The organism is Citrobacter sp. GW821-FHT07H02 (genome assembly GCF_059418505.1).
Genome location: NZ_JBWKPZ010000029.1, coordinates 19253 through 45273 on the forward strand (window position 1 = coordinate 19253; position 26021 = coordinate 45273).

Consider the following 26021-nt stretch of genomic DNA (forward strand, 5'->3'; position numbering starts at 1 on the left):
AAGACAGGATCCTGCCATGCCCCTGAACACAGATTCACTCGCCGCCGTACTGGCCAGACGCGACTGGGAAAACCCCGGTGTCACGCAGCATCATCGCCTTGAAGCGCATCCGCCGTTTTATAGCTGGCGCACTGCTGATGATGCGAAAAACAATCTACAGTCAGAGCAACGACGAAGCCTTAACGGTGCATGGAAATTTGCCTGGTTTGCCTCACCTGAAGCGATCCCGGAAAGCTGGCTTTCGGGGGATTTGCCGCATACTGATACCATTACCGTACCCTCAAACTGGCAAATGGAAGGCTACGACGTCCCCATCTATTCGAACATCACCTATCCGTTCCCGGTGAATCCCCCGTATGTTCCGGCTGAGAACCCCACGGGATGTTACTCGCTCACATTTGATATTAATGAAAGCTGGCGGCAGTCAGGGCAGACCCGCATTATTTTTGATGGCGTGAACTCGGCTTTTCATCTGTGGTGCAATGGTCGCTGGGTGGGCTACGGTCAGGACAGTCGTCTGCCGTCCGAATTTGATCTCAGCGACTTCCTGCTCACGGGGGAAAACCGCCTGGCGGTGATGGTGCTGCGCTGGAGCGACGGCAGCTATCTGGAAGATCAGGACATGTGGCGAATGAGCGGTATCTTTCGCGATGTCTCTTTGCTGCATAAACCCGACACGCAAATCCGCGACCTGCGCGTCAATACCCGTTTTAACGATGATTTCAACCGTGCGGTGCTGGAGACGGACGTCAGACTGGCGGGCGTCCCGCGTGACGATCTCCGCGTCACCGTACAACTGTGGCAAGGAGACACACTGGCCGGGACAAGCACCTCACCGTTTGGCAGCGATATCATTGATGAGCGCGGCGCCTACGCAGACCGCACGACGCTGCGCATTAACGTCGAGCGCCCGGCGCTGTGGAGCGCAGAAACGCCAAATCTGTACCGCGCCGTCGTGCAACTACATACCGCTGACGGCACGCTGATTGAAGCCGAAGCCTGTGACGTCGGCTTCCGCCAGGTCTGTATTGAAAATGGACTGTTGCTGCTGAACGGCAAACCCCTGCTGATCCGTGGCGCCAACCGCCACGAACATCATCCTGAAAACGGTCAGGTGATGGACGAAGAGACCATGGTGCAGGACATTCTGCTGATGAAGCAGAATAACTTTAACGCCGTGCGCTGCGCCCATTACCCGAATCATCCGCTGTGGTATACCCTGTGCGACCGCTACGGCCTGTATGTGGTGGATGAAGCCAATATCGAAACCCACGGTATGGTGCCGATGAATCGCCTGAGTGACGATCCGACCTGGCTGCCTGCCATGAGCCAGCGCGTCACGCGTATGGTACAGCGCGATCGTAACCACCCCAGCATTATCATCTGGTCGCTGGGCAACGAATCCGGTCACGGCGCTAACCATGACGCGCTGTACCGTTGGCTGAAATCAGAGGATCCCTCTCGCCCGGTGCAGTACGAAGGTGGTGGCGCGGATACCGCCGCCACCGACATCATCTGCCCGATGTATGCCCGCGTCGATCAGGATCAACCCTTCCCCGCCGTCCCGAAATGGTCGATCAAAAAATGGCTGTCGATGCCCGGCGAACAGCGTCCGCTGATCCTCTGCGAATACGCCCACGCGATGGGCAACAGCCTCGGCGGCTTCGCCAAATACTGGCAGGCGTTTCGTCAGTATCCGCGCCTGCAGGGTGGTTTTGTCTGGGACTGGGTCGATCAGTCATTGATCAAATACGACGCCGACGGTCAGCCCTGGTCCGCCTACGGTGGCGACTTCGGCGACACGCCCAACGATCGCCAGTTCTGTATGAATGGGCTGGTATTTGCCGATCGCACGCCGCACCCCGCGCTGTATGAAGCGAAACACGCACAGCAGTTTTTTCAGTTTTCGCGACTGCCGGGCGCAGAATGCACGATTGAAGTGACCAGCGAATACCTGTTCCGCCATAGCGATAACGAGATTCTGCACTGGACCTTGACGCAGGACGGCAACCCACTTGCGACCGGAGAAGTGGTTCTGGATATCGCCCCCCAGGGCCGCCAGGTCATCGTGCTGCCAGAGATTCCTGCGGCCAAAACGGCAGGTCAACAGTGGTTAACGGTGCGTGTCGAGCAGCCGCAGGCAACCGCCTGGTCGCAGGCCGGACATATCAGCGCCTGGCAGCAGTGGAAGCTGAATCAGACCCTTGATACGCAACTGCCTCCACGCGCCGACACAGCCCCGCAGCTTACCGCCAGCGAAACCGCCTTCAACATTACGGCGAACGACAAACGCTGGGAATTCTGTCGCCAGCAGGGTGTGCTGACACAGTACTGGATCAACGATGAAGCACAGTTGCTGACCCCGCTTATTGACCAGTTCACGCGGGCGCCGCTGGACAACGACATCGGGGTGAGTGAAGTCGCCCGTATCGACCCGAACGCCTGGGTTGAACGCTGGAAGGCCGCCGGTCACTACCAGTTGCACGCAGTGCTGCTGCAATGCGACGCCGACGCACTTTCCCGCGCCGTGCTGCTGACCACCACCCACGCCTGGCAATATCAGGGCGAAACGCTGTTTATCAGTCGTAAAACGTACCGTATCGACGGTCATGGTGAGATGCAGATTAGCGTGGATGTTGAGGTCGCCAGCGGTACGCCGCATCCGGCGCGTATCGGTCTGAGTTGCCAACTCGCCCAGGTCGCAGAACGGGTGAACTGGTTGGGGCTGGGGCCACACGAAAACTATCCGGATCGCCTTGCCTCCGCCTGTTTCGACCGTTGGGATCTCCCTCTAGATGAGATGTATACCCCCTACGTCTTCCCGAGTGAAAATGGTCTGCGCTGCGGGACGCGCGAGCTGAAATATGGCGCACACCGCTGGCGCGGCGACTTCCACTTCAACATCAGTCGCTACAGCCAGCAGCAATTGATGGTAACCAGCCACCGCCATTTGCTACAGCCTGAAGCCGGGACCTGGATTAATATTGATGGTTTTCATATGGGTGTCGGCGGCGATGATTCCTGGAGTCCTTCCGTCTCGCCGGAATTCCAGCTTAGCGCCGGGCACTATCATTATCGGGTGAGCTGGGGTTAACAGATTGTCGGATGGTCTGTAGGCCCGGTAAGCGAAGCGCCACCGGGCACCAGAACTACTCCTCAATCGCCTGACGGATCTGATCGAGCGACGCAGGATCGTCAATGGTCGTTAGATCGCCCGGATCGCGCCCTTCGCAAATGGCCTGGATCGTACGCCTGAGCATCTTCCCGGATCGCGTCTTCGGCAACTGAGAAACAAACCAGACGTGTGCCGGACGACCAAAATTGCCGATCTGACTGTCCACCAGCGCCATGATCGCTTTCTCTTCGCTGTGCGCCACATCGCGGTCTTCCAGACTGTCGCTCAGTTTGGGAATAACAAACGCGACCGCCACTTGCCCCTTCAGCGCATCTTTCACCCCTACCACCGCCACTTCCGCCACGTTCGGGTAGCTGGAGATACTCTCCTCGATTTCACGGGTGCCCAGACGGTGTCCGGCGACATTAATCACATCGTCCGTTCGTCCGAGGATAAAGTAATAGCCGTCAGCATCGCGGATCCCCCAGTCAAAGGTGGCGTAGACTGGGCGGGAGAACAGCGACCAGTAGGTGTCCACAAAACGCCTGTCATCGCCCCAGATGGTCTGAATACACCCCGGCGGCAGCGGTCCCTCAATCACCAGCATTCCCTTTTCGTTGACACCGCACGGTTCGCCGGTCACTTCATTGAGCAACTGTACGTTGTAGCCATACATCGGCACGCCGGGACTGCCGAGCCGCGAGGGACGGTCGTCCAGTCCGCGGGCAAGCGCCATAATCGGCCAGCCGGACTCCGTCTGCCAGTAATTGTCGACAACCGGTACGCCTAACGTTTCCGTCACCCAACTGGCAGTAGGCTCGTCCAACGGTTCACCTGCCAGGTAGAGCACTTCCAGCGAGGAGAGGTCGTGGTTGCGAATCTGCGCGGTCGGGAATTTCTTCAGCACACGGATGGCGGTCGGTGCGGAGAACATCCGGCTAACCTGATATTTTTCGACGATTTTCCACCATACGCCGCAGTCCGGATACGTCGGCAACCCTTCATAAACAATGGTCGCCATCCCCGCCAGCAGCGGTGCATAAACAATGTAGGAGTGCCCAACCACCCAGCCGATATCCGACGCGCAAAAGAAGACGCCGCCCGCTTTACCGCCAAAAATGGTGTCCATGCTGGTCGCCAGCGCCACCGCATAGCCCCCGACGTCACGTTGCACCCCTTTCGGTTTTCCGGTGGTTCCCGAGGTATACAGAATGCAGGAGGTTTCGTTCGATTCCAGCCAGGCGACAGGCACCTTCGCGCCGAGATGCTGCTGGCGTAGCGTCGCAAAATCACGATCGCGCCCCGGCACGCGTGCCATTTTCGCCAGCCCGCGATCCACCAGCAGGACATGGCGTGGCTGATGCTCTGCCTGAGCGATGGCCTCATCCAGCAGCTTTTTATACGGCAGGATTTTACCGCCCCGCGCCCCGGCATCGGCCGAGACAATCAGCACCGGTTTGGCATCGTCAATGCGCGCCGCCACGCTGTGCGAAGCGAAGCCGCCGAACACCACCGAGTGAATCGCGCCAATACGCGCGCAGGCCAGCAACATAATGTGCGCCTCGGCAATCATCGGCATATACACCAACACCCGATCGCCACGCTGTACGCCAAGCGACTGTAGCATCGACGCCACCACATTCACTTCGTCATACAACTGGCTGAAGGTGTACGTACGCTCTTCTTCGGTTTCTGATGAGACGGCAATCAGCGCCAGCGCGTTGGGTTGCTTAGCCACCCAACGGTCAATGGCGTTATGGCACAGATTGGTCGTGCCGCCGCAAAACCAGCGGGCAAACGGCGGATTGCTGTGGTCCAGCACCTGAGTAAAAGGCTGCTGCCAGTCAATACGCTGGGCCTGTTCGGCCCAGAATGATTCAGGTTGTTCGATAGAACGATGATAAAACTCGCTAAAAGACATAATGCTCTCCTGTTGAACTTACGCCTTACTGCTCGTTGTTAGATCACGTACAGATCCAAATACTCATTAACGGGCATCTGCTCCAGGCGAGTTCTGTCCAGGGAAACCTCCAGGATGCGCTGCTGCTGACGGGTCGGGAACTGACGCGCCAGGTTGATTTTGAATTTATCGACCAGTTTTGGCATGCCGTCTTTACGACGACGCGCGTGACCGATCGGGTACTCCACCACCACCTCTTCAAAGCGTGAGCCGTCGGTAAATTCAAGGGTGATCGCGTTGGCGATAGCGCGTTTTTGCGGATCGTGATAGTCGGTGGTAAAAGCCGGATCTTCAAAGCAGTTGATCTTCTCGCGCAGTGCGTCGATGCGTTTATCCTGGGCCACGCCGTCTTCATAGTCTGCCGCCGTTAAGCGTCCGAACAGCAGCGGGATAGCCACCATGTACTGGATACAGTGGTCACGGTCAGCCGGGTTATTCAACGGCCCTTTTTTGTCGATAATGCGAATACAGGCTTCATGAGTACGGATGGTCACCTTCTCGATGTCCGCCGCGGTTTTACCGGCGGCCTGCATTTGCGCATGGAGGGTCATTGCCGCTTCTACTGCTGTCTGCGAGTGGAATTCCGCCGGGAAGGAGATCTTAAACAGCACGTTCTCCATCACGTAAGAGCCGTACGGACGCTGGAAGCGGAACGACTCGCCATTGAAGGAGACATCGTAAAAGCCCCAGGTTTTTGCCGTCAGCGCCGATGGATAACCCATCTCACCGGTTTTCGCCATCAGCGCCAGACGTACCGCGCGAGACGTGGCATCCCCTGCCGCCCACGATTTACGCGTGCCGGTGTTCGGCGCATGGCGATAGGTGCGCAGCGATTGGCCGTCAACCCACGCCAGTGACACCGCATTGAGGATCTCATCGCGGGTCAGCCCCAGCATTTCGGCAACCACCGCGGTAGAGGCCACTTTCACCAGCAGTACGTGATCCAGCCCGACGCGGTTGAAGGAGTTTTCCAGCGCAATACAGCCCTGAATTTCATGAGCTTTGATCATGCCGGTCAGCACTTGCTTCATGGTCAACGGCGCTTTTCCGGCGGCGACCGCGTTACGCGAGAGCCAGTCTGCCGTCGCCAGAATGCCGCCGAGGTTGTCGGAAGGATGGCCCCACTCCGCCGCCAGCCAGGTATCGTTAAAGTCGAGCCAGCGGATCATCGCGCCGATGTTAAAGGCGGCCTGTACCGGATCGAGCTGAAATTGGGTGCCCGGCACGCGTACGCCGTTGGGCACCACCGTGCCCGGGACCACTGGCCCCAGCAGTTTCTTACAGGCCGGATATTCCAGCGCTTCCAGACCACAGCCTAATGTGTCGAGCAGACAGTAATGCGCGGTGTCATACGCCACCTTTGAGGTGATCTCGTAATTCATTACGTAATCAACGATATCAACGATTTCACGGTCAAATTCGGGACGGACGTTCGAAATATGTGCGGACATAGGGTACATTTCCTTTTTACCCTTCGTCTTTCAAGCTGCATCTGCCTTGGCTTCCTCGCTCACCCCAGTCACTTACTTGTGTAAGCTCCTGGGGATTCGCTGCGTCGCCGCCTTGATGCAACTCGAAATCCATTGGGTAACTATTTAGAGGTTATTAATTAATTGCGTTCATTCAGTGGAACAAATTCGCGATCTTCCGGGCCGGTATAATTGGCGGAAGGACGGATAATTTTATTATCCTGGCGCTGTTCGATGATGTGCGCCGCCCAGCCGGTGACGCGGGCAATCACAAACAGCGGCGTAAACATTTCGGTCGGGACGCCCATCATGTTGTAGGAGACCGCCGAGAACCAGTCGAGATTCGGGAACATCTTTTTCGTTTCCCACATCACCTCTTCCAGACGGTCGGCGATGTTGTACATCTTCAGCGACCCGCCTTCCTGAGAAAGCTGCTTTGCCACCTTCTTGATCACCTGATGACGCGGATCGGCGATGGTGTAGACCGGATGACCGAAACCAATCACCACCTCTTTATTTTCCACGCGCTTGCGGATATCGGCCTCGGCTTCGTCCGGAGTTTCATAGCGCTGTTGAATTTCCAGCGACACTTCGTTCGCGCCGCCGTGTTTCGGGCCACGCAGTGCGCCAATCGCGCCGATAATCGCCGAATAGACGTCGGAGCCCGTTCCTGAAATCACCCGGCTGGTAAAGGTGGAGGCGTTAAATTCATGCTCGGCATACAGCACCAGCGAGATGTGCATCGCCTTTTCCCAGCTTTTCGACGGTTTCTCACCGTGCAGCAGATGCAGAAAATGCCCGCCAACCGAGTCGTCGTCGGTTTCCGGCTGGATACGTTCGCCGTTGTGACTGTAGTGATACCAGTAAAGAAGGATGGAACTGAGCGAGGCCAGCAGCTTATCGGCGATGTCGCGAGCGCCAGAGACGGTGTGCCCCTCTTTTTCCGGCAGCGTACAGCCCAATGCGGAAACGCCCGTGCGCATAACGTCCATCGGGTGCGACGCCGCAGGCAGCGCTTCCAGCACGGTACGCACATTGGCAGGTAATCCGCGCAGCGCTTTTAATTTGATTTTATACGCCTGGAGTTCATCGCGGGTCGGCAGCTTGCCGTGAATCAGCAAATGCGCCACTTCTTCAAATTCGCAATGCTGGGCCAGATCGAGAATATCGTAGCCGCGATAGTGCAAATCATTACCGCTCTTGCCGACGGTGCACAGCGCGGTATTTCCCGCCGCGACGCCAGAAAGGGCCACTGATTTTTTCGGTTTAATGACATGGGTATTATTTTGCAGGATCGTCGTGTCGCTCATAGTGTCCTCGTCATTGTTTTAATGTGTAAGGTACAAATTCATCTTGTCGACCGGATAAACGCAGTGCCATCCGGCATTGCCAGATGGCGGCTGCGCTTTATCAGGCCTACGAATTACGTTTGGCAAACAGCGCGTCGAGCTTCTCTTCGTACTGGTAGTAATTGATGCTCTCGTACAGTTCATTGCGCGTTTGCATGGTGTCGATAACGTTCTTTTGCGTCCCTTCCTGGCGCAGCACGTTATAGACGCGCTCAGCGGCGCGGTTCATTGCGCGAAACGCAGACAACGGATAGAGCGCCATGGCGACGTTGGCGCTGCGCAGTTCATCAGTGGTAAACAGCGGCGTCGCGCCGAACTCGGTGATGTTAGCGAGGATAGGAACCTGTACCGCGTCGGCAAACTGGCGATACATTGAAAGCTCGGTGATCGCCTCCGGGAACACCATGTCGGCCCCGGCTTCAACGTACGCCCGGGCACGGTCGATAGCCGCATCCAGCCCTTCGACCGCCAGCGCATCGGTACGCGCCATGATGACAAAATCGGGATCGGTGCGGGCATCGACCGCCGCCCGGATCCTGTCCACCATCTCCTCTTTCGAGACAATGGCTTTATTGGGGCGATGACCACAACGCTTGGCACCGACCTGATCTTCAATATGCAGAGCAGCGGCACCGGCTTTGATCATCGATTTCACCGTACGCGCAACGCTGAACGCTGAAGAGCCAAAACCGATATCGGCATCCACCAGCAGCGGCAGCGGGCAGACGTCGGTGATACGGCGAATGTCGGTCAGCACATCATCCAGCGTGGAGATCCCCAGATCCGGCAGTCCCAACGAACCGGCCGCGACACCGCCGCCAGAGAGATAAATCGCCTGATATCCGGCGCGCTGGGCCAGAAGAGCGTGATTTGCGTTGATGGTGCCGACAATCTGCAATGGGTTTTCTTTGGTGAGCGCGGCGCGAAACGCCTGCCCCGGTGAATGTAGAGACATATCCCGTCCTTTTTGTTATCAGCTTGTTACTTTAGTTGATTCACATAAAGCAAGGGCTATGCCAACGCAGGTGGGATGACAGTCACTCTGTTTTTATTTGTTTTAAAACAATGAATTATCTGTTTGAGTGATATTCGAAGTGAAAAAATGCGTGCCAGTTAACGTTTCATGAAACGTGCGCTGCTGTTTCATTGCAACATTTATGAAACAAGACTAAACCCAATACTCTGTTCCTTCATTTTTTTGGGCGACTATGGCGGATACGCACCTTCCACCGCGGGTAAATGATGATAAGCCGGTGATCTGGACGGTCTCGGTGACACGGCTGTTCGAGCTGTTTCGCGACATCAGTCTCGAGTTCGATCACCAGGCGACCATCACCCCCATCCAGCTCGGCTTTGAAAAAGCCGTGACCTATATCCGCAAGAAGCTGGCCAGCGAACGCTGCGATGCAATTATCGCCGCGGGATCGAATGGCGCGTATTTGAAAAGTCGACTGTCCATTCCCGTGATCCTGATTAAACCCAGCGGCTTCGATGTCTTACAGGCGCTGGCGAAAGCAGGCAAGCTCACCTCTTCGATCGGCGTGGTGACCTATCAGGAGACGCTGCCAGCCCTGATGGCGTTCCAAAAAACCTTTAAGCTGCGCCTCGATCAACGCAGCTATATCACCGAAGAAGACGCGCGCGGGCAAATTAATGAACTGAAGGCGAACGGCACTGAAGCCGTGGTCGGCGCGGGACTGATCACCGATCTGGCAGAAGAAGCGGGCATGACGGGGATCTTTATTTATTCGGCCGCCACCGTGCGTCAGGCCTTTAGCGACGCGCTGGATATGACCCGTCTGACGCGGCGACAACACCGCCCGTACGCCTCTGAAAACGGGTTGCGCACCCGTTATGATTTGGGCGATATGCGCGGCCATTCGCTGCAAATGGAGCAGGTTCGACACACGATCATGCTCTACGCCCGTTCCCGCGCGCCCGTCCTGATTCAGGGAGAAACGGGCACCGGAAAAGAGCTGGCAGCCCAGGCCATTCATCGCGAATATTTTACCCGTCAGGGCGGTCGCAGCGGCAGGCGCTCCCCGCCTTTTGTCGCCGTCAATTGCGGGGCGATTGCCGAATCCTTACTCGAAGCGGAGTTGTTTGGTTACGAAGAGGGAGCCTTTACCGGTTCACGACGCGGAGGACGTGCCGGACTGTTTGAAATCGCCCACGGCGGGACGCTGTTTCTGGATGAGATAGGCGAGATGCCCCTGCCGCTACAGACCCGGCTATTGCGCGTACTGGAAGAAAAAGAGGTGACGCGCGTCGGCGGGCACCAGCCTATCCCGGTGGATGTGCGGGTGATTAGCGCCACCCACTGCAACCTGGAACAGCAGATGAAACAGGGACAATTTCGTACCGATCTGTTTTATCGTCTCAGCATTTTGCGCCTGACGCTGCCCGCGCTACGTGAGCGCCACCCCGACATTGTGCCGCTGGCGGAAGGATTTTTAAAACAGTCTCTGGCCGCATTAGAGGCGCCGTTTAGCGAATCGGTACGCGAAGGCTTACAGCAAAGCCAGGCGGTCCTGCTGCGATATGGCTGGCCAGGAAATATTCGTGAGTTGCGCAATATGATGGAACGTCTGGCGCTTTTCTTAAGCGTTGAGCCGCAACCTGCGCTCGACGTCCATTTTCTACAGCGACTGTTACCGGAACTGACTGCCACAGACGAAGCGACCCCAGCCCCCACATCACTCACGGCTCAGGAGGTTCTCGCACAGTTTAACGGGGATAAAACCGCAGCAGCGCGGTATCTGGGTGTGAGCAGAACAACATTCTGGCGGCGATTAAAAGAATAACCCGCCAGTGGAACCGGCGGGTTTTGTATATCAGTGAAGCGCGTTATTTCTTTTTATAAATATTGGCGGTGCCATGGATTTTATTATCCGTCTGACCTGATGTGAGTACGACAACATCGGCACCTTGTTCATCAGCTTTCTTCAGGAGGTCTTCTTTCGCATCAGAAGTAGAGACTTCGTTGCTCGTAGAAATGGTACCCACTTTGGTATACTGTGATTCTACTTTTTCAAACTCGACTTTGGTCATCAACTCTGCTGCATACGCATTTGAAACCACTAACGCCAACGCCCCAATCAATACCTTATATCCTGTCTTCATATAAAAACTCCCATTTTTTGTTATTACGCTATCATCACACATGAATGTTACAGCACCCTACAAGGATGATTAATAAGTAGTTCATGTCCTACAAAAAATCCAGCGCGAAAAGCAGTATAAATTGATTTTGCGTGGCGGCAGCGACAACACCGCCTGCGCCAACGCCTGCCGGGCTAACGCCACCGCCAGAATCCGGATGACTTACAGCATGTTGAGACCAATATCACCCTGCGCTTCAGTGACGGGCGGCAGCCATGCAACATCGGCATTCAGAATAATACAAACTCCGCCATAATATATTTGCAATTCTCTTAAAGAAGAGACCTATTATCTTAACTCTACGCTATTATGTAATTTTATTATTATCAGCAAAACACAGAAACGGTGCTGGCGATATTATTTTATATTTTAAACACTCAAAAAAAACACCTGATATAAAAATCAATAGACCACCATTATCTGTTTATCTACACACAGAATAAACGCCAGCCTTTTCTGATACAGAAAATACAGAAAGCGGTAAGGATCTTTTCAGCAGCTTCAACGTCGGGTGACGATCTGCAACCGTCATTCTTCCTGTCAGAATAACCTCACTTGTTTGTGATCCCTCTCTCACTCGCGCCGTTTTGCTACCAATAAGATGATGTTAATTCACCCATTATTCGGAAGTGTTGCCTATGGATCCCATCCACGCCGTTGTGCTCACCGTGAGCTTGTTCGTGTTAACGTTTTTTAACCCTGGTGCGAATCTCTTTGTGGTGGTGCAAACCAGTCTGGCATCCGGTCGGCGGGCTGGCGTATTGACCGGTCTGGGTGTGGCGTTGGGAGATGCGTTTTATTCCGGTCTTGGGTTATTCGGCATGGCAACATTGATTACCCAATGCGAGGGGATCTTTTCGATTATCAAAATCGTGGGCGGAGCCTACCTGCTGTGGTTTGCCTGGAACAGTATTCGCCACCAGGCGACGCCGCAAATGTCCGCCCTTTCGCAACCGATTTCCGCCCCGTGGTATGTGTTTTTTCGCCGTGGGCTAATCACCGATCTCTCCAATCCACAAACCGTATTATTTTTTATCAGTATTTTTTCGGTGACGCTGAGCGCAGAAACACCGACATGGGCCAGGCTGATGGCCTGGGCTGGCATTGTGCTCTCTTCCGTTATCTGGCGAATTTTCCTCAGTCAGGCTTTTTCTCTGCCAGCGGTTCGTCGCGGTTATGCGCGGGTCAATCGCGTCGCCAGCCGCGTTATCGGCACCATTATTGGCGCTTTCGCCCTGAAACTCATTTACGAAGGCGTCACCCACCGGTGATGCCTAAGCTTCTCTCTGCTCAGAACTGATAGCTATAGTTGACGCTCGCAAACCAGAGGTAGGGATGGTCATAACTCCCGGATAATGCCTCTGGTGATTTCACTTTTGACGATTGCATATGCAGATACGATACGGCAAAACCCACATTGCTCGCCGGGGTTATCTGATACTGAGCACCGGTCGCAAATCGCCATTCATCACCGGTCGGCAATGACAGCGCCACATCGCTTTGCGAATTATACACCGTACTGTCGAATGCAACGCCCGCATTCAGCCGCCACTGCTCGGTTGGGCGGTACTGCACGCCTAACGCTGTATGCCAGGAGTCTTTCAGGCGATTCTGCTGTTGACTCTCCTGCCCGGCAATCGTGACCTGCGGACTACCAAACTGGCTCCAGTCTTGCCAGCCAAGATCGCCCATCACGGACCAGTGTTGGTTAATGTCATGCACCAGACTGAACATAATCTGCTGCGGCGCCCGAACCTGCGCCGAAATAGGCAGATCGTATTCAACATTGGGTAAATTCGGGAAGCGTGCTTTGCCGTTGATGTTAAAGTCGTAATCGGTTTTGCTCGTCCAGGTGATGCCCGCCCGCGTGCTGTCTGTCAGATCCATCAGTAACCCCAGGCGATAGCTCATCGCCCAGTCGTGATCATTCTCTTTTTCATCATCACCATTAACATTACGGGTTAATGATAAATAGCCATAGTTTGCATTGGCAGAAGCGCCAATCGACAGCCTGTCATTTAATTTATAGGCCACGGAAGGACTCAGCGTCATTGCCACCATGGTGCTTTTTTTGATCAAACGATCGCCCGCCCAATCACCAAAATCAATTCCCAGCCCATAGTTTCCGTATAATCCAATTCCGGCGTATAGCCTGTCATTTATTTTTTGAGAATAGAAAGAACTGGCGCCCGGAAAAATATTCATCACATTACCCGGACTTTCTTTACTGGAATCATCGAGGTGATACGGAATATCACCATCCATCACCTGCAATCCCCCGGTAAACATATGATCGGGTAAACGGGTCATACCCGCCGGATTGGTGACAATGGTCGAGGCATCCTGTGCCCTGGCGGCCTGTCCTGCCCCTGCCAGCGCGGTATCTTCGGTCCCAATTTCATAGAAATACAACGCGCTCGCATGGGAAAGCGAAGAAAAGAGCAAACCGGTACACACCAGAGTTATTTTTTTCATTAATTACCTGCTGAAATTATTTTCATTGTCTGTTTTATTCACCAGAAAAATCACGATGGGGAAAATAGTTCCAAGAAAAGCGTATTTATCCCATTCATAGAATAGACCTGATTTCAAAAAACGATGATGCCCAAAACAGCCAAAAGCCGTTTTGGGCGCATCAGTCAGGGAGTCACGATATTAAACCAGAAGTCGAACGAATCCATAAAACTCAGCATTTCGTCAAACTTCGCTGCATTACCGGTAATCGTCACGCTACCGTTATCCTGCGCCTGTTTTAGCGTCTCTTCTTTCAGGATAATTTTATTCAGCGTTGCACGATTGAGGGTAATCGTCGCATCGGCATGGCTGGACTGCTCATTGGCGGTATGGTTCAGCACACCGTTCTCAAGCTCCAGTTTGTAGATACCGCCATCCTTACCCAGATCAACATTGAAAATGGCTTTTGCATTAGCCGCTTTTTCACCGTTGAGATGCACGCCAAGATAATCAAAGAACATTTCCGGGCTCATGGCGCGTACGGTGTCCGGGCTGGCAGTGTTCGGGGTCGGGCCTTTCACCACGCCATTACGCAGCTCCTGTGCGCCGGTCAGGTAGAAGTTACGCCACGGGCCGGACTCGGCCTGATAGCCCAGTTGCTCCAGCGCATCCGCCTCCAGATTACGCGCCGTGGCATTCTGCGGGTCGGCAAACACCACGTTACTCACGACCTGCGCCACCCAGCGATAATTCCCCTGCGTGTAATCCTCTTTGGCCTTCTTCAGGATCTGATCCGGTCCCCCCATGTAATCAACATATTTCTTCGCTGCCTCAACGGGAGGAAGTTCATCCAACGATGCCGGATTACCATTAAACCAGCCGAGATAGAGCACGTAGGTGGCTTTCACATCATGGCTAACCGAACCGTAGTAGCCGCGGCTTGCCCAGGAGTTCGCCAGCCCTTCCGGCAGTTTGAAGTTGGCGGCAATCTCATCGCGGGTCAGCCCTTTGTTCGCCATACGCAGCGTCTGGTCGTTGATATAACGATACATATCTCGCTGGCTTTTCATTAACTTAACAACATTCTCGTTACCCCAGGTCGGCCAGTGGTGCTGCGCCATAATGATCTGCGCTTTGTCACCCCAACGTTCAATGGCGGCATTAATGTATTTCGACCAGGCCAGCGGATCGCGGATTTTTGCCCCACGCAGTGAATACGTATTGTGCAGGGTATGGGTCACATCCTCTGCGGCTTCAATCATTTGCTTCTCTTCGACATACCACAGCATTTCAGAAGGCGCTTCGGAACCGGGTGCCATCATAAAGTCATAGGTCAGCCCATCAATGACCTCTTTCTGGCCGTCTTTCTCAATGATGTTGGTGGGTTCAATAAGCGTCACCGTACCGGCAGAGGTGGTGGTCCCCAGCCCGGCGCCGACCTGGCCTTTTTCATTGGATTTCAACAAATTGCCGTACATATAGCTGGCGCGACGGCTCATCACATTACCGGCCATAATGTTCTCCGAAACCGCCTCTTTCATAAATCCAGCTGGCGCATACACTTTCACTTTACCGGACTTCACATCGGCTTCATCCACCACGCCGCGCACGCCGCCATAGTGGTCAACGTGGCTGTGGGTATAAATCACGGCAACCACCGGTCTCTTGCCACGGTTTTTGTAATAGAGATCGATACCGACCTTTGCGGTTTCCGCAGAAACCAGCGGGTCGACAACGGTAATCCCCTCTTTCCCTTCGATAATGGTCATATTTGACAGATCCAGATTACGGATCTGATATACCCCATCGGTCACTTCAAACAGGCCGCTGATATTAATCAACTGAGCCTGACGCCAGAGGCTTGGATTAACGGTATCAGGCGATTTTTGCCCTTCTTTAATAAAGGCATATTGCTGCGGATTCCAGACAACATTGCCTTTTTCGCCTTTAATCACATCCTGAGGCAACGGTGCAATAAACCCTTTATGTGCATTCGAGAAGTCGGTGTTATCTGAAAATGGCAGTTGGTGATAAAGTGCTTCATTTGCGGCTTTCGTGGACGGCGTGGCCTCCTTCGGCGCGTCATTTGCCATCACCGGTGATGAGATAACCGCCGTCGATAACACACCGGCCATCGCCATATATCCAACAATTTTATTCAGCTTCATAATTGCCTCTTTGCTAGCGTAGTGTTGCCAGGCAAATATTTAAGTGGAGATTCCAAACGAGCCGTAACGCGCTAAAGAGTAAACAGCCCAATAACATTAAATATTTTCGACAACGTTCAACGCTTATGTCGTAGTGTAGATAACTGAAATCAGGTTATCACTTAGCCCGTTATTTGACACAACCCAACTTGTTTAATTTTAAACATTCAGCGGACATAATTTAAAATTAAACAAATATCTTCTCGCCAGGCAAAAAGCGAACAGGATAATTGCTTTCAAGTTATTTACCAGGAGCGTTATATTTTTATGAAGATCCGTATTTCTCCTCTTTTACTCAGTCTGTGCATGCTCACCGCATGTAGCACTCACTCGCCTGACACCGTGCAACAATTAAATAGCCTGACCGTTCCCGTGGTTGCGCCAGACACCGTGCAGGCGCAGGTAACCACAGCCACGTTGCGACCGCTACACCAGCAAAATCAACAAAAAATAAGCACGTTAACGGCAAACCTTAAACAGACGTATCTGCAACGGAGCACCAGGAAAGATATTTTTGACACCCACAGCGAGACAGCGCGGGTTTATGCCGCACTGACGAAACTGGAGCAATTAGGCAATATGAACGACAACTATCTGACGCAGCATAATGTGCAAGGGTTGCAGGAAATTTCGATGACACTCCAGTCAGTGTCATAACCCAATTGACGGTTAAAACCCGACACATTCGGTATCGGGTTTTACGATTACGGCCTCTCGCATTATTGACCGAAACGGTACGTCAGACCAACATTCAGGGAACTGACATCGCTGCTGACGCCAATCTGATTCGCATTCCCGACATTGCTCACCCACTGATATTCTAAGCGACCGGCCAGGTTTTGATTGAAAGCATATTCCGTCCCTACCGCAACTAACGGACGCACGCCAGTATCAAAGCGATTTTTACCACTGATATCGGATTCCGCACGGTAACCCATCGCCCCCGCCCGACCATAAATATCCCAGTTATCATTCAGACCATAACTGGCTTTTAATGACAACTGCAGCCCCTGACTCTTCATTTTAGCGCCCGAAGCCCCATGATGGCCTTCGACGCCCATATTCCCCAAATAGTCATATCCCCCTTCTACCGCCAGCCACGGGGTAATCTGATAACCGGTATACACTCCGCCACCCACATTATCATGATTAAAATCGAAATCCGTTGATGAGTTATTTCCCCCGTTTTTACTGCTGCTGGTATCAAAATAGTGCGACCAGCCAAATTTACCCCCGGCATACCAGGTTCCGGTGTCCGCAGCGGCAAATGCGGTTGATGCTGTAACCGCGTTAACAATAATTAAAGCGACAAGCGTCTTTTTCATAATTATCCCATTATTCACGTGTTGCAATCTATACGATCGCGTGCATTTGTATAAAAACGCAGAAAATATAAATAAAAACACGCAGAGGGGTAATCTTAAATTTATTTATTTTTGGACAAAATAATTAACGGGCGAGATAACGCGTTGAGAATAATGACATTCCTGTAACCACTAAGAAATTAAAACCGTTCGGGCAACTCTGTCAGCTCCGTCAAATAACCACCCCGTTTAAACGCTATGTAGCCCCCCTGCTTTAATGCAGAAAGCACATTCAATACACTACTGCGAGAAAGGTGGGTTCTCTCCTGAATATACTCGAGGATCGAGGTTCTCATTCGGGTCTCCTCCGGCAGTAAAATCATCTCCTGCAAGTGGCTACGAATAACGGAATAGGTGCCTTGCTGCACAATCAACGCATCCCGATAAAACAGATACGCAGAGTGATACGAGAGCAGCGCTGCGACGTCCTCCCATAATCCTTCCCGACGAAACACCTCAGCAGCCTTTTGCGAATCAACCCGCAGGATTGTTGAATCCTTCTCGGCGCGTAAAATATGCCCCCGAACAGGCTGAATCATCTCAGCAAGCCCAAAAAGATGAGGGTCATACAGCGTGGCGATCAGAAGCCCATCCGAGGCCCGCAATATTGAAAGTTCGCCTTCGATGAACAGATAGAGCTGTGACTGGCCCTGATAATCCCACGTAATCCTCTTGCGCGGTATCACCTTCATTTTTTCTGCCAACGGTTTCAGTACCGCGGTTAAACGCTCAATACTCTGATCGGGTTGTACAGGAGGATGAATATGCATACGAATACCAGACCGTCTACGCCAGGATGAGTTGTAAACTATATATCTTAACGTTAAAAAAACACAAACGGATATTAAACAGACTATTTTCGTTAAGGGAATAATACCTGGCAATGCAATTTGCGTTTATTTTTAAATAATCACTGATACGGCGTGCCATGAACGGCTTCTGCTCAGCGACTGTACGCTTGCTGTGCCATAATTTCAGTGAAGTGCATAAGCGATAGACAATGAGTGCTTCAGCGCGCCCTGGCCTCACTCTTTAGCTTGACCATCGCACTGAAATTCCTCGTAATATCCACCCAACTCTTTAATGGTATTTACATTCGGCGGAAAGATGGAACAGGTAGAACCCGGTAACGACAAATTACTCCTTACAGAATGGCAAACGTTGCTACACCAAACCTCCCCTGAGGTTCACGAGATTTTGACCTCGTTAACCGACGAGGAGATTCGTCATCTGGTTACCGTCTTTTATGACTATATGCTTTCACACGCCGAGAGCGCGCTGTTCCTCAATACCGAGCAGGTGGCAACCCGACTCAGCCACAGTATGTTTCACTGGTTACGCAGCGTGTTAGGAAGCGCGCAGGAAGATCTCCACCAACTGCTGGCTAAACAGCGCGATATTGGCGTCGTTCATGCCCGCATCGGCCTGCCGATAGACCTGGTCGCCCGTGGCGCGCGTAGATTGAAAGATGAGCTGTATCGCCTGCTGAAGGCGAAATCCGTTTACCCGACGACCGTGCTCAGCGATGCGATCTGCTTTAGCAGTCTGGCAATGGACACGGCGATAGAGGCAATGACCGTCTCGTATTCCCCCAATTACCAGAACTCAATGAACACGCAGGAACAGTATCGCCTGTTGACGATTTACGATGATGTCAACGTAGAGCGGGAACGCCAGATCCGCTCCCTGACGGACTGGGAAAATCAGTTTATCTACAATATCGCCACCGGCTTGCCTGTCGAAGAGCTGATCTTTTTGTCGAAATCTGACTTTGGTATGTGGCTATCGCATAAGGGAAAACACATTCTCGGTAACGGAAAATTGCTTTCCGGGATGGAGCAGTTGATACAGCAGATCGACGGCAACCTGACTCAGGTATTACTGAATGGCCAACAGCCTTCAGCAGACGAACGGATGAGTTTGCTCCAGGAGATTCGCCAGTTATCCGCGCAAATCCACTTTCTCCTGTCTTCCATGTTTGAAGAGTTGGTGAAACAAGAGAACGGCAAAGATTCGCTGACGCAGTTGCTTAACCGCCGCTTTATTCCCACCATTATGCGCCGTGAAATTTCCCTTGCGCTGCATTCGCGTAAACCGTTCGTATTGGCCATGCTCGACATTGATTATTTCAAGCAGATCAACGATCGCTACGGGCATAATGCCGGAGACACCACGCTGAAAAATGTCGCCGCGGTCATTTATGAACATATCCGCAGCAGCGATTACGTTTTCCGCTACGGCGGCGAAGAGTTTATGGTACTGCTTGTCGAATCCGAGGTGTCGCAGGCGAGCATCATTCTGGAAACGCTGCGGACAAAAATTGCCGCTTTACGGATTTCGGCATCACCGGTGGAAACCTTCTCGGTCACCACCAGCATCGGCATCGCCGAGTACGATTATCACCCGGACTACAAACAGCTGATCGAGAAGGCAGACCAGGCGCTCTATCTCGCCAAGAGCAACGGACGAAATCGCGTGGAAATTTATCGCCGCTAACCCCTTTATGCCTCTGACTTTTCGGGCGGCATTGCGGGTGAAGCATACCAATTGTCCTTCGCCACCATCACCGCCCCTTTCGGTTGCATAACAAAGTTCGGCGACATGATTTGCACATTGAATTCGTTGAAAACGTCCTGAATATTGCTATGCAAGGCATCGCGGGCAGCCGCCAGCGACGTATCGGGCTGCAGACGAACCTGTAGCTCATAAGAGATGTACCAGTCCATCAGACTGAGCTGGCGCACCAACGGCGGCTGCGTATGATCGATGCCCTGGGCGCGGTTGGCCGCCAGCTCAAGCATGGCATGCACCTGACGCCAGGGGGTGTCATAACCGATAGTGACGCCCACAGTTAAATTGACGCCGCCGTCCGGATTTTGCGCGCTGAGATTGGTAATTTTGCCACTGACCACCACCGCATTGGGAACCGTGACGACGTAGTTTTCCCGGGTAATAATCTTGGTAGCCAGCATACCGATTTCACTGACCAGCCCTTCGTTGTCGGCAATACGGATCACATCACCTTTGCGCAGCGCACGTGAATAGATGAGTACCAGCCCGCTCATGGCGTGATTCATCACCCCCGCAGAACCGAGTGTGAGCATCAAACCGAAAAAGACGCTAATGCCTTTAAACGCCAGTGAATTCGCGCCGGGAAGAAAAGGATACGCCGCCGAAAGCGCAAACAGCCACACCACCACGGAGATAAGCTTACGGGTCGCGCCAACCGTTTCAGGGTGAATGCCCGGCAACGTCAACCGCCCGGCTTCCACTTGATTAAGGATCACTTTGAGCAGTTTTAAAATCAGCGCGGTGATGGCAAAAATGAGCAGGACAATCATTAGTCCTGGTAATGCGGAGACAATCGACAGCGCGATTTCCCTGACCACCCGCACTGACCAGTCTCCCAGCGATTCCCCCCACACCCGGGTCCATGGAAACAGGCTGAATACCCAGCTTAGCCAGACATAGAACGCCATAATACCGAGCAAAATCATCCACAACGCATATAATCGGGTTTCAATCGCACCAACGAAACGCCGCCAGTTTTGCGGGACCCAACTGCGGTTTTCGAAAATTTTACGTCGATAATGTCGACGTACCCACCGCCAGGAGCGGTAAGCGCCATACCAGAACAGCGTGAGTCCCAGCAAACCTGCAGCGGTTTTCACAGCGGCGAGGGAAAGCCAGCCGCGGTCATACTGGTCGCGCAGCGAGGTGCGCTGGATCTCCATCCGGGCCAGTACGCGCTGTGCCGCCTGGTCGAGCGTCAGGTCGTCCCCTTCATCCAGATCCCCTTCCGCCAATAGCATGACCGGTTTACCGTTCATCACGATCAGCCGTCCCTGCTGGCGATAACGGGTGACAGGCACAATTTTCAACGGCTCGCGCACGTCGGCCTGGGTGAAATTACGCAATGTATTGTGGATACGCAGAACGCGTTCTTCTGGCGTGGTCAGGCCAAACTTCGCCTGCAACATGACAATGGGCTGATGAAAAATATACACCGTGCGCGCACGCTCTTGTTCTGTGGGCTGCTGTCGGGGTTCCGCCGCCTGGGAAGGGAGCGCCAGAATGACCATAAAACACGCCAAAATAGTGAGCAGCATCCTGTTCATCACCACCACCCAAAATGTGTAATTATCGTTATTATTCATAGAGTCAAAACCAGAGGTCGTCATTACTCTTTTTGAGCATAGACCAGCCTGGTGCTTTTTCATCTACCAACATGCGATCACCTTTCAGCGTTACCCGATTTTATGCGGCCCTTTTTCAAGGCGTACAAACCCGCAGTGATGTTTACACCTCCCTCTCCCGGCAGCATCCCCTTTATCGATTTCCCGTCGCTGATGCTTTAATCCTGATAGATTAATCAAAATGTTAAGCGAAATTTATTAAATTAAGTTTTTGTATGGATTAACTGGCTGAATGTTAACAACGGGTTATATTTAATTGCGAGGGTTACAGAATGTAACTTTAGGGATCGAACTGATATTCATCACTAAACCTAAAAAATGTGAGAATCATAATGAGACTAAAACCCATCGCCAGAGGGATTGCACTGGCAGGCTTGTTAACAACATTCATTGTTCCAGCCTATGCCGATACCGCCTCTAAGGATGCCACATCCGCCACTAAGCAAGCCAACGAACAACTCTACAACCAGCTTCCGTTCTCCGACAACACTGACTTTACCGACGCCCACAAAGGTTTTATTGCCGCCCTTCCTTCCGACATTATTCATGGCGAACAGGGGAACGTAGTCTGGAACCCACAGCAGTATGCCTTTATTAAAGAAGGGGAAAAAGCGCCTGATACGGTAAACCCAAGCCTCTGGCGTCAGTCTCAGTTGATTAACATCAGCGGCCTGTTTGAAGTCACTGACGGTGTATACCAAATCCGCAACCTTGACCTGTCGAATATGACCATTATCGAAGGGAAAGAGGGGATTACCGTCGTCGACCCGCTGGTTTCTGCGGAAACCGCAAAAGTCGGTATGGATCTCTACTTTAAAAACCGCGGAAACAAACCGGTAGTCGCTGTTATCTACACTCACAGCCACGTTGACCACTATGGCGGCGTGCGCGGTGTGGTGGATGAAGCCGATGTGAAATCCGGTAAAGTGAAAGTGTATGCGCCTGCTGGCTTTATGGAAGCCGCCGTCGCGGAAAACATTATGGCCGGTAATGTAATGAGTCGCCGTGCCAGCTATATGTACGGCAACCTGCTGAAGCCGGATGCCAAAGGCCAGGTGGGTGCGGGTCTGGGGACGACGACGTCTGCCGGTACCGTCACCCTGATTGCGCCGACCAATTTCATTGAGAAAGACGGTCAGAAGGAAGTCATTGATGGCCTGACCTATGACTTTATGCTGGCTCCGGGCTCCGAAGCGCCTTCAGAAATGCTGTGGTTTATCGAAGAGAAAAAACTCATTGAATCCGCAGAAGATGTGACCCACACCCTGCACAACACTTACTCGCTGCGCGGCGCGAAAATTCGTGAACCACTGCCGTGGTCGAAATACATCAACGCGGCAATCGTGCGCTGGGGTGATAAGGCCGAAATCATCATGGCGCAACACCACTGGCCAACGTGGGGTAACGAGAATGTCGTCAAACTGCTGAAGAGCCAGCGTGATCTCTATCGTTATATCAACGACCAGACCTTGCGTATGGCCAACGAAGGCCTGACCCGCGATGAGATTGCCGCCAACTTTAAACTGCCTGATTCACTGGCGCATACGTGGGCGAACCGTGGTTACTACGGTTCGGTCAGCCACGATGTGAAAGCCACCTACGTGCTCTATCTCGGCTGGTTTGACGGCAATCCGGCGACCCTGGACGAACTGCCGCCAGAAGAAGCAGCGAAGAAATTCGTCGAATATATGGGCGGTGCGGACGCCATCCTGCAAAAAGCGAAAACCGACTTTGACCAGGGTAACTACCGTTGGGTTGCCCAGGTGGTCAGTAAAGTGGTATTCGCTGATCCGGGTAACCAGGATGCGCGTAACCTGGAAGCGGATGCGCTGGAGCAACTGGGCTATCAGGCCGAGTCCGGCCCGTGGCGTAACTTCTACCTGACCGGCGCGCAGGAACTGCGTAATGGCGTGGTGAAAGGTCCGACCCCGAACACCGCCAGCCCGGATACCGTACGTGCGATGACCCCGGAAATGTTCTTTGATTATCTGGCGGTGCATATCAACGGTCAAAAAGCCGGTGATGCGAAATCAGTGTTCAACATCGACCTCGGTAGCGACGGCGGCAAGTACAAGCTGGAGCTGGAGAACGGCGTGCTGAACCACACCGCCAATGCCGAAGCGAAAGAGGCTGACGCAACCATTTCACTGAATCGCGACACGTTGAACAAAATTATCCTGAAAGAGGTCACGCTGAAACAGGCGCAGGATAGCGGCGACGTGAAGGTGACCGGTGATGGCGCCAAACTCGACCAGATGCTCGGCTACATGGATAAATTTGAGTTCTGGTTCAACATCGTTACGCCTTAACCTCATCAACACCCCCGCGAACAGATCACGGGGGTGTTATTTAACGATGGCTCTGTCGTATTGACCCCATGAGTTAAGGGAATGACTCCCCCCTCCTCCCGGATGCCTGAGGATAAGCGGTTGGCAGCGCGCTATTGTTCCGATTAGACTGAACGCTCCCAACGACTTAGTGAGATACTCCATTGAATAAAAACATTCTTTCATATTCACTGCCATTGCTGCTGGCTGCCGTGGCGACATCTGCCTGTGCGAAGCAACCCGCTGCGCTCCATTCTCCAGAAGCGGGCGTGCTCTGCGACCAGTATATTTGCGCTGACAGCGCGAAGGGCGTTTCCCGCGATAAGACCGAAAAGTACCTCGGTGAAAAAGCCGCAAAGAGACTGTTTTCACAGGGGGAATTTGATACGACCGAGTTTACCTTTGCCAACGGTACTTTCTGCGATGTCAAAGAACGGATATGCCGCGAAGACCGGTACTACGGCGCAGACGGAAAGCGTAGCGGCGCCATTTCAACGAAATATACCGCGCTACTTTTCGGGAAGTGAGGGTAAGCCGGCAGTTCATCTCTGCCCCACTCTGCCGGAAGCCATTCTGATTAAAGGCTCCCTTCAGACGAAAAAAACCGGCACATCACATGCCGGTTTTTTTACGGTTCAACACCACGGCTTATCAGGCGTTGGTTACCGGTTTTGGCTCTGTTTTCACCTGAGCATTTGCCAGCATACGACGCACCGGAACAATCAGTACGATCAGCACGGCGGCACAGATAAGCAGCGCAATGGAGCAACGCGCGAAGAGATCCGGCAACATATCCAGTTGGTCGGCTTTCACATGACCGCCAATCAAACCTGCCGCCAGATTACCCAGCGCACTGGCACAGAACCACAGCCCCATCATCTGACCGCGCATTCTGTCTGGCGCCAGCAGCGTCATGGTGGCAAGCCCTATCGGGCTCAGACACAGTTCACCAAGCGTCAGCATCAGGATACTCCCGACCAGCCACAGCGGCGATACGCCCGCCCCGCCGTTACTCAGGACGTTTTGCGCAGCCAGCATCATCAAACCGAAACCTGCGGCGGCACACAAAATACCGATCACGAACTTGGTAATACTGCTCGGACGCACATTGTTCTGCGCCAGCTTCGGCCATGCCCAGCTAAATACCGGCGCCAGCAGAATAATGAACAATGCGTTGATCGACTGGAACCATACGGCCGGAATTTCGAAATCGCCGATCATGCGGTTGGTATAGTCGTTAGCAAACAGGTTGAACGATGTCGGTTTCTGCTCAAAGGCAGACCAGAAGAAGGCGGCAGAAACCAGCAGAATAAAGCATACCAGCAGCCTGGCGCGCTCTTTACGGCTGAGACCAGCAAACACAAACAGATAAATGAAGTAGAGCGCGACAGAAGCCGCAATCACGTAAACCAGCATGCTGGCCACCGCGACCGGGTTAATCACAATCACACCCTGAGCAATCAGCGTTACGACGATCGCCATACCGACAGCCAGCGCCAAAAGCCAGCCACCCACGCCCTTCTTCTTCGCGACAGGACTGTTCCAGGTTGAATCCAGACCCACTTCGCTGTCATAGCGTTTCATCGCTGGAACGGCAAACACGCGGAAGATAATCAACGCCACCAGCATTCCGATACCGCCGATACCAAAGCCCCAGTGCCAGCCGTGGGATTTAATCAGCCAGCCGGAAATCAGCGGCGCGATAAAGGACCCGATATTGATCCCCATATAAAACAACGAGAAACCGCCGTCACGACGCGCATCGCCTTTCTTATACAGCGTCCCCACCATCACCGAGATACAGGTTTTGAACAAGCCGGAACCGAGGACGATAAACATCAGGCCGATAAAGAACAGGTTATCTCCCATCCAGGCGGACAGTGCGATAGAGAGGTGACCGAGCGCAATCAGAATAGAGCCGTACCAGACGGCCTTCTGCTGACCAAGCCAGTTATCCGCCAGCCAACCGCCAGGCAGCGCGGCAAGATACATGGTACCGGCAAAAATACCCACAATGGCAGACGCATTTTCACGGGCCAGTCCCATGCCGCCGTCGTAGACGGTCGCAGCCATAAACAGGATCAGTAAGGGGCGGATGCCGTAAAACGAGAATCGCTCCCACATTTCTGTGAAGAATAGCGATCCCAACGGATAGGGATGGCCGAAGAACGTTCGGCTTTCGTTTTGATTAACAGTGGAAGACATAAATTCTCCTGGAGAGGTGTTGTCGTGTTTATAAACACCAGAATGCACGCCGTCCTTTATGACGCTGGTCGTTGCTTTACATTCGGCGAAATATTATTTAACCATTTGATAACCAGTGGCTAGTTTTGTCTAGTACCAAATAGCATAATTTAAGATGAAAAGTCGACAAACATCTACTTACACAGATTTTATATCGGCAAACCGTGAATAATT

At 53.0% G+C, this 26021-nt stretch carries 18 protein-coding genes; 7 read left to right on the plus strand and 11 right to left on the minus strand.

All coding sequences use genetic code 11. The features are described 5' to 3' along the window. The first annotated feature begins 16 nt into the window (after positions 1 to 16). The gene (locus AC07NP_RS21170; RefSeq protein WP_494661628.1) at positions 17 to 3094 is read left to right on the plus strand and encodes a beta-galactosidase; all 3078 of its coding nucleotides are present in this window, start codon (positions 17 to 19) and stop codon (positions 3092 to 3094) included. A 55-nt stretch (positions 3095 to 3149) separates the two neighbouring features. Here AC07NP_RS21170 and prpE read toward each other — a convergent pair whose 3' ends face one another. From prpE to prpB, 4 genes are all read right to left on the minus strand, one after another. Continuing rightward, positions 3150 to 5036 (minus strand): propionate--CoA ligase, encoded by a 1887-nt coding sequence (prpE, locus tag AC07NP_RS21175; RefSeq protein WP_494661629.1) that lies wholly within the window; start codon positions 5034 to 5036, stop codon positions 3150 to 3152. Between the two features lie 38 nt (positions 5037 to 5074). Then, a complete protein-coding gene (locus AC07NP_RS21180) occupies positions 5075 to 6526 on the minus strand; it encodes a bifunctional 2-methylcitrate dehydratase/aconitate hydratase (protein ID WP_494661630.1) in 1452 nt (483 codons plus the stop codon). Positions 6527 to 6684: 158 nt separating this feature from the next. Then, positions 6685 to 7854 (minus strand): bifunctional 2-methylcitrate synthase/citrate synthase, encoded by a 1170-nt coding sequence (gene prpC, locus AC07NP_RS21185; protein WP_494661631.1) that lies wholly within the window; start codon positions 7852 to 7854, stop codon positions 6685 to 6687. A gap of 106 nt (positions 7855 to 7960) precedes the next feature. Beyond that, on the minus strand, positions 7961 to 8848 hold the full coding sequence (prpB, locus tag AC07NP_RS21190; protein WP_494661632.1) for a methylisocitrate lyase: 888 nt from the start codon (positions 8846 to 8848) through the stop codon (positions 7961 to 7963). 253 nt (positions 8849 to 9101) lie between these two features. Here prpB and prpR point away from each other — a divergent pair, with 253 nt between their 5' ends. Beyond that, positions 9102 to 10697 (plus strand): propionate catabolism operon regulatory protein PrpR, encoded by a 1596-nt coding sequence (prpR, locus tag AC07NP_RS21195; RefSeq protein ID WP_494661633.1) that lies wholly within the window; start codon positions 9102 to 9104, stop codon positions 10695 to 10697. Positions 10698 to 10740: 43 nt separating this feature from the next. Here prpR and yahO read toward each other — a convergent pair whose 3' ends face one another. Beyond that, complete coding sequence (yahO, locus tag AC07NP_RS21200) at positions 10741 to 11016, minus strand: DUF1471 family periplasmic protein YahO (RefSeq protein WP_203358738.1); 276 nt, start codon at positions 11014 to 11016, stop codon at positions 10741 to 10743. A gap of 677 nt (positions 11017 to 11693) precedes the next feature. Between yahO and AC07NP_RS21205 the strand changes: the two genes are divergently transcribed. Further along, complete coding sequence (locus tag AC07NP_RS21205; RefSeq protein ID WP_494661634.1) at positions 11694 to 12326, plus strand: LysE family transporter; 633 nt, start codon at positions 11694 to 11696, stop codon at positions 12324 to 12326. Positions 12327 to 12345: 19 nt separating this feature from the next. Here AC07NP_RS21205 and AC07NP_RS21210 read toward each other — a convergent pair whose 3' ends face one another. After that, entirely contained in the window at positions 12346 to 13530 is a 1185-nt protein-coding gene (locus tag AC07NP_RS21210; RefSeq protein ID WP_494661635.1) for an OmpP1/FadL family transporter, read from the minus strand. A gap of 164 nt (positions 13531 to 13694) precedes the next feature. Further along, positions 13695 to 15677, minus strand: a complete 1983-nt coding sequence (locus tag AC07NP_RS21215; RefSeq protein WP_494661636.1) for an alkyl/aryl-sulfatase — start codon at positions 15675 to 15677, stop codon at positions 13695 to 13697. Between the two features lie 306 nt (positions 15678 to 15983). Here AC07NP_RS21215 and AC07NP_RS21220 point away from each other — a divergent pair, with 306 nt between their 5' ends. Further along, complete coding sequence (locus AC07NP_RS21220; RefSeq protein ID WP_203358742.1) at positions 15984 to 16373, plus strand: KPN_03583 family lipoprotein; 390 nt, start codon at positions 15984 to 15986, stop codon at positions 16371 to 16373. A gap of 62 nt (positions 16374 to 16435) precedes the next feature. Here the strand turns inward: AC07NP_RS21220 and AC07NP_RS21225 are convergent, their stop codons facing one another. Both AC07NP_RS21225 and AC07NP_RS21230 read right to left on the minus strand, forming a co-directional pair. Further along, complete coding sequence (locus AC07NP_RS21225; protein WP_494661637.1) at positions 16436 to 17041, minus strand: outer membrane beta-barrel protein; 606 nt, start codon at positions 17039 to 17041, stop codon at positions 16436 to 16438. A gap of 179 nt (positions 17042 to 17220) precedes the next feature. Next, a complete protein-coding gene (locus AC07NP_RS21230) occupies positions 17221 to 17850 on the minus strand; it encodes a winged helix-turn-helix transcriptional regulator (RefSeq protein WP_494661638.1) in 630 nt (209 codons plus the stop codon). A 337-nt stretch (positions 17851 to 18187) separates the two neighbouring features. Here AC07NP_RS21230 and AC07NP_RS21235 point away from each other — a divergent pair, with 337 nt between their 5' ends. Then, entirely contained in the window at positions 18188 to 19576 is a 1389-nt protein-coding gene (locus tag AC07NP_RS21235) for a diguanylate cyclase (protein ID WP_494661639.1), read from the plus strand. Between the two features lie 5 nt (positions 19577 to 19581). Here AC07NP_RS21235 and AC07NP_RS21240 read toward each other — a convergent pair whose 3' ends face one another. After that, positions 19582 to 21198, minus strand: a complete 1617-nt coding sequence (locus AC07NP_RS21240; protein WP_494661656.1) for a mechanosensitive ion channel family protein — start codon at positions 21196 to 21198, stop codon at positions 19582 to 19584. Positions 21199 to 21608: 410 nt separating this feature from the next. Here AC07NP_RS21240 and AC07NP_RS21245 point away from each other — a divergent pair, with 410 nt between their 5' ends. After that, entirely contained in the window at positions 21609 to 23585 is a 1977-nt protein-coding gene (locus tag AC07NP_RS21245) for an alkyl/aryl-sulfatase (protein ID WP_494661640.1), read from the plus strand. Positions 23586 to 23767: 182 nt separating this feature from the next. After that, positions 23768 to 24130, plus strand: a complete 363-nt coding sequence (locus tag AC07NP_RS21250; RefSeq protein ID WP_494661641.1) for a YcgJ family protein — start codon at positions 23768 to 23770, stop codon at positions 24128 to 24130. A 124-nt stretch (positions 24131 to 24254) separates the two neighbouring features. Here AC07NP_RS21250 and AC07NP_RS21255 read toward each other — a convergent pair whose 3' ends face one another. Further along, the gene (locus AC07NP_RS21255; protein WP_494661642.1) at positions 24255 to 25808 is read right to left on the minus strand and encodes a peptide MFS transporter; all 1554 of its coding nucleotides are present in this window, start codon (positions 25806 to 25808) and stop codon (positions 24255 to 24257) included. Between the last annotated feature and the right edge of the window lie 213 nt (positions 25809 to 26021).

Coding starts and splice junctions, on each gene's coding strand:
- AC07NP_RS21170 (WP_494661628.1), top strand. CDS start 17: ATGCCCCTGAACACAGATTCACTCGCCGCCGTACTGGCCAGACGCGAC.
- AC07NP_RS21230 (WP_494661638.1), bottom strand. CDS start 17,850: ATGCATATTCATCCTCCTGTACAACCCGATCAGAGTATTGAGCGTTTA.
- AC07NP_RS21225 (WP_494661637.1), bottom strand. CDS start 17,041: ATGAAAAAGACGCTTGTCGCTTTAATTATTGTTAACGCGGTTACAGCA.
- prpR (WP_494661633.1), top strand. CDS start 9,102: ATGGCGGATACGCACCTTCCACCGCGGGTAAATGATGATAAGCCGGTG.
- AC07NP_RS21245 (WP_494661640.1), top strand. CDS start 21,609: ATGAGACTAAAACCCATCGCCAGAGGGATTGCACTGGCAGGCTTGTTA.
- prpC (WP_494661631.1), bottom strand. CDS start 7,854: ATGAGCGACACGACGATCCTGCAAAATAATACCCATGTCATTAAACCG.
- prpB (WP_494661632.1), bottom strand. CDS start 8,848: ATGTCTCTACATTCACCGGGGCAGGCGTTTCGCGCCGCGCTCACCAAA.
- AC07NP_RS21180 (WP_494661630.1), bottom strand. CDS start 6,526: ATGTCCGCACATATTTCGAACGTCCGTCCCGAATTTGACCGTGAAATC.
- AC07NP_RS21205 (WP_494661634.1), top strand. CDS start 11,694: ATGGATCCCATCCACGCCGTTGTGCTCACCGTGAGCTTGTTCGTGTTA.
- yahO (WP_203358738.1), bottom strand. CDS start 11,016: ATGAAGACAGGATATAAGGTATTGATTGGGGCGTTGGCGTTAGTGGTT.
- AC07NP_RS21215 (WP_494661636.1), bottom strand. CDS start 15,677: ATGAAGCTGAATAAAATTGTTGGATATATGGCGATGGCCGGTGTGTTA.
- AC07NP_RS21255 (WP_494661642.1), bottom strand. CDS start 25,808: ATGTCTTCCACTGTTAATCAAAACGAAAGCCGAACGTTCTTCGGCCAT.
- AC07NP_RS21220 (WP_203358742.1), top strand. CDS start 15,984: ATGAAGATCCGTATTTCTCCTCTTTTACTCAGTCTGTGCATGCTCACC.
- AC07NP_RS21240 (WP_494661656.1), bottom strand. CDS start 21,198: ATGAACAGGATGCTGCTCACTATTTTGGCGTGTTTTATGGTCATTCTG.
- prpE (WP_494661629.1), bottom strand. CDS start 5,036: ATGTCTTTTAGCGAGTTTTATCATCGTTCTATCGAACAACCTGAATCA.
- AC07NP_RS21210 (WP_494661635.1), bottom strand. CDS start 13,530: ATGAAAAAAATAACTCTGGTGTGTACCGGTTTGCTCTTTTCTTCGCTT.
- AC07NP_RS21235 (WP_494661639.1), top strand. CDS start 18,188: ATGGAACAGGTAGAACCCGGTAACGACAAATTACTCCTTACAGAATGG.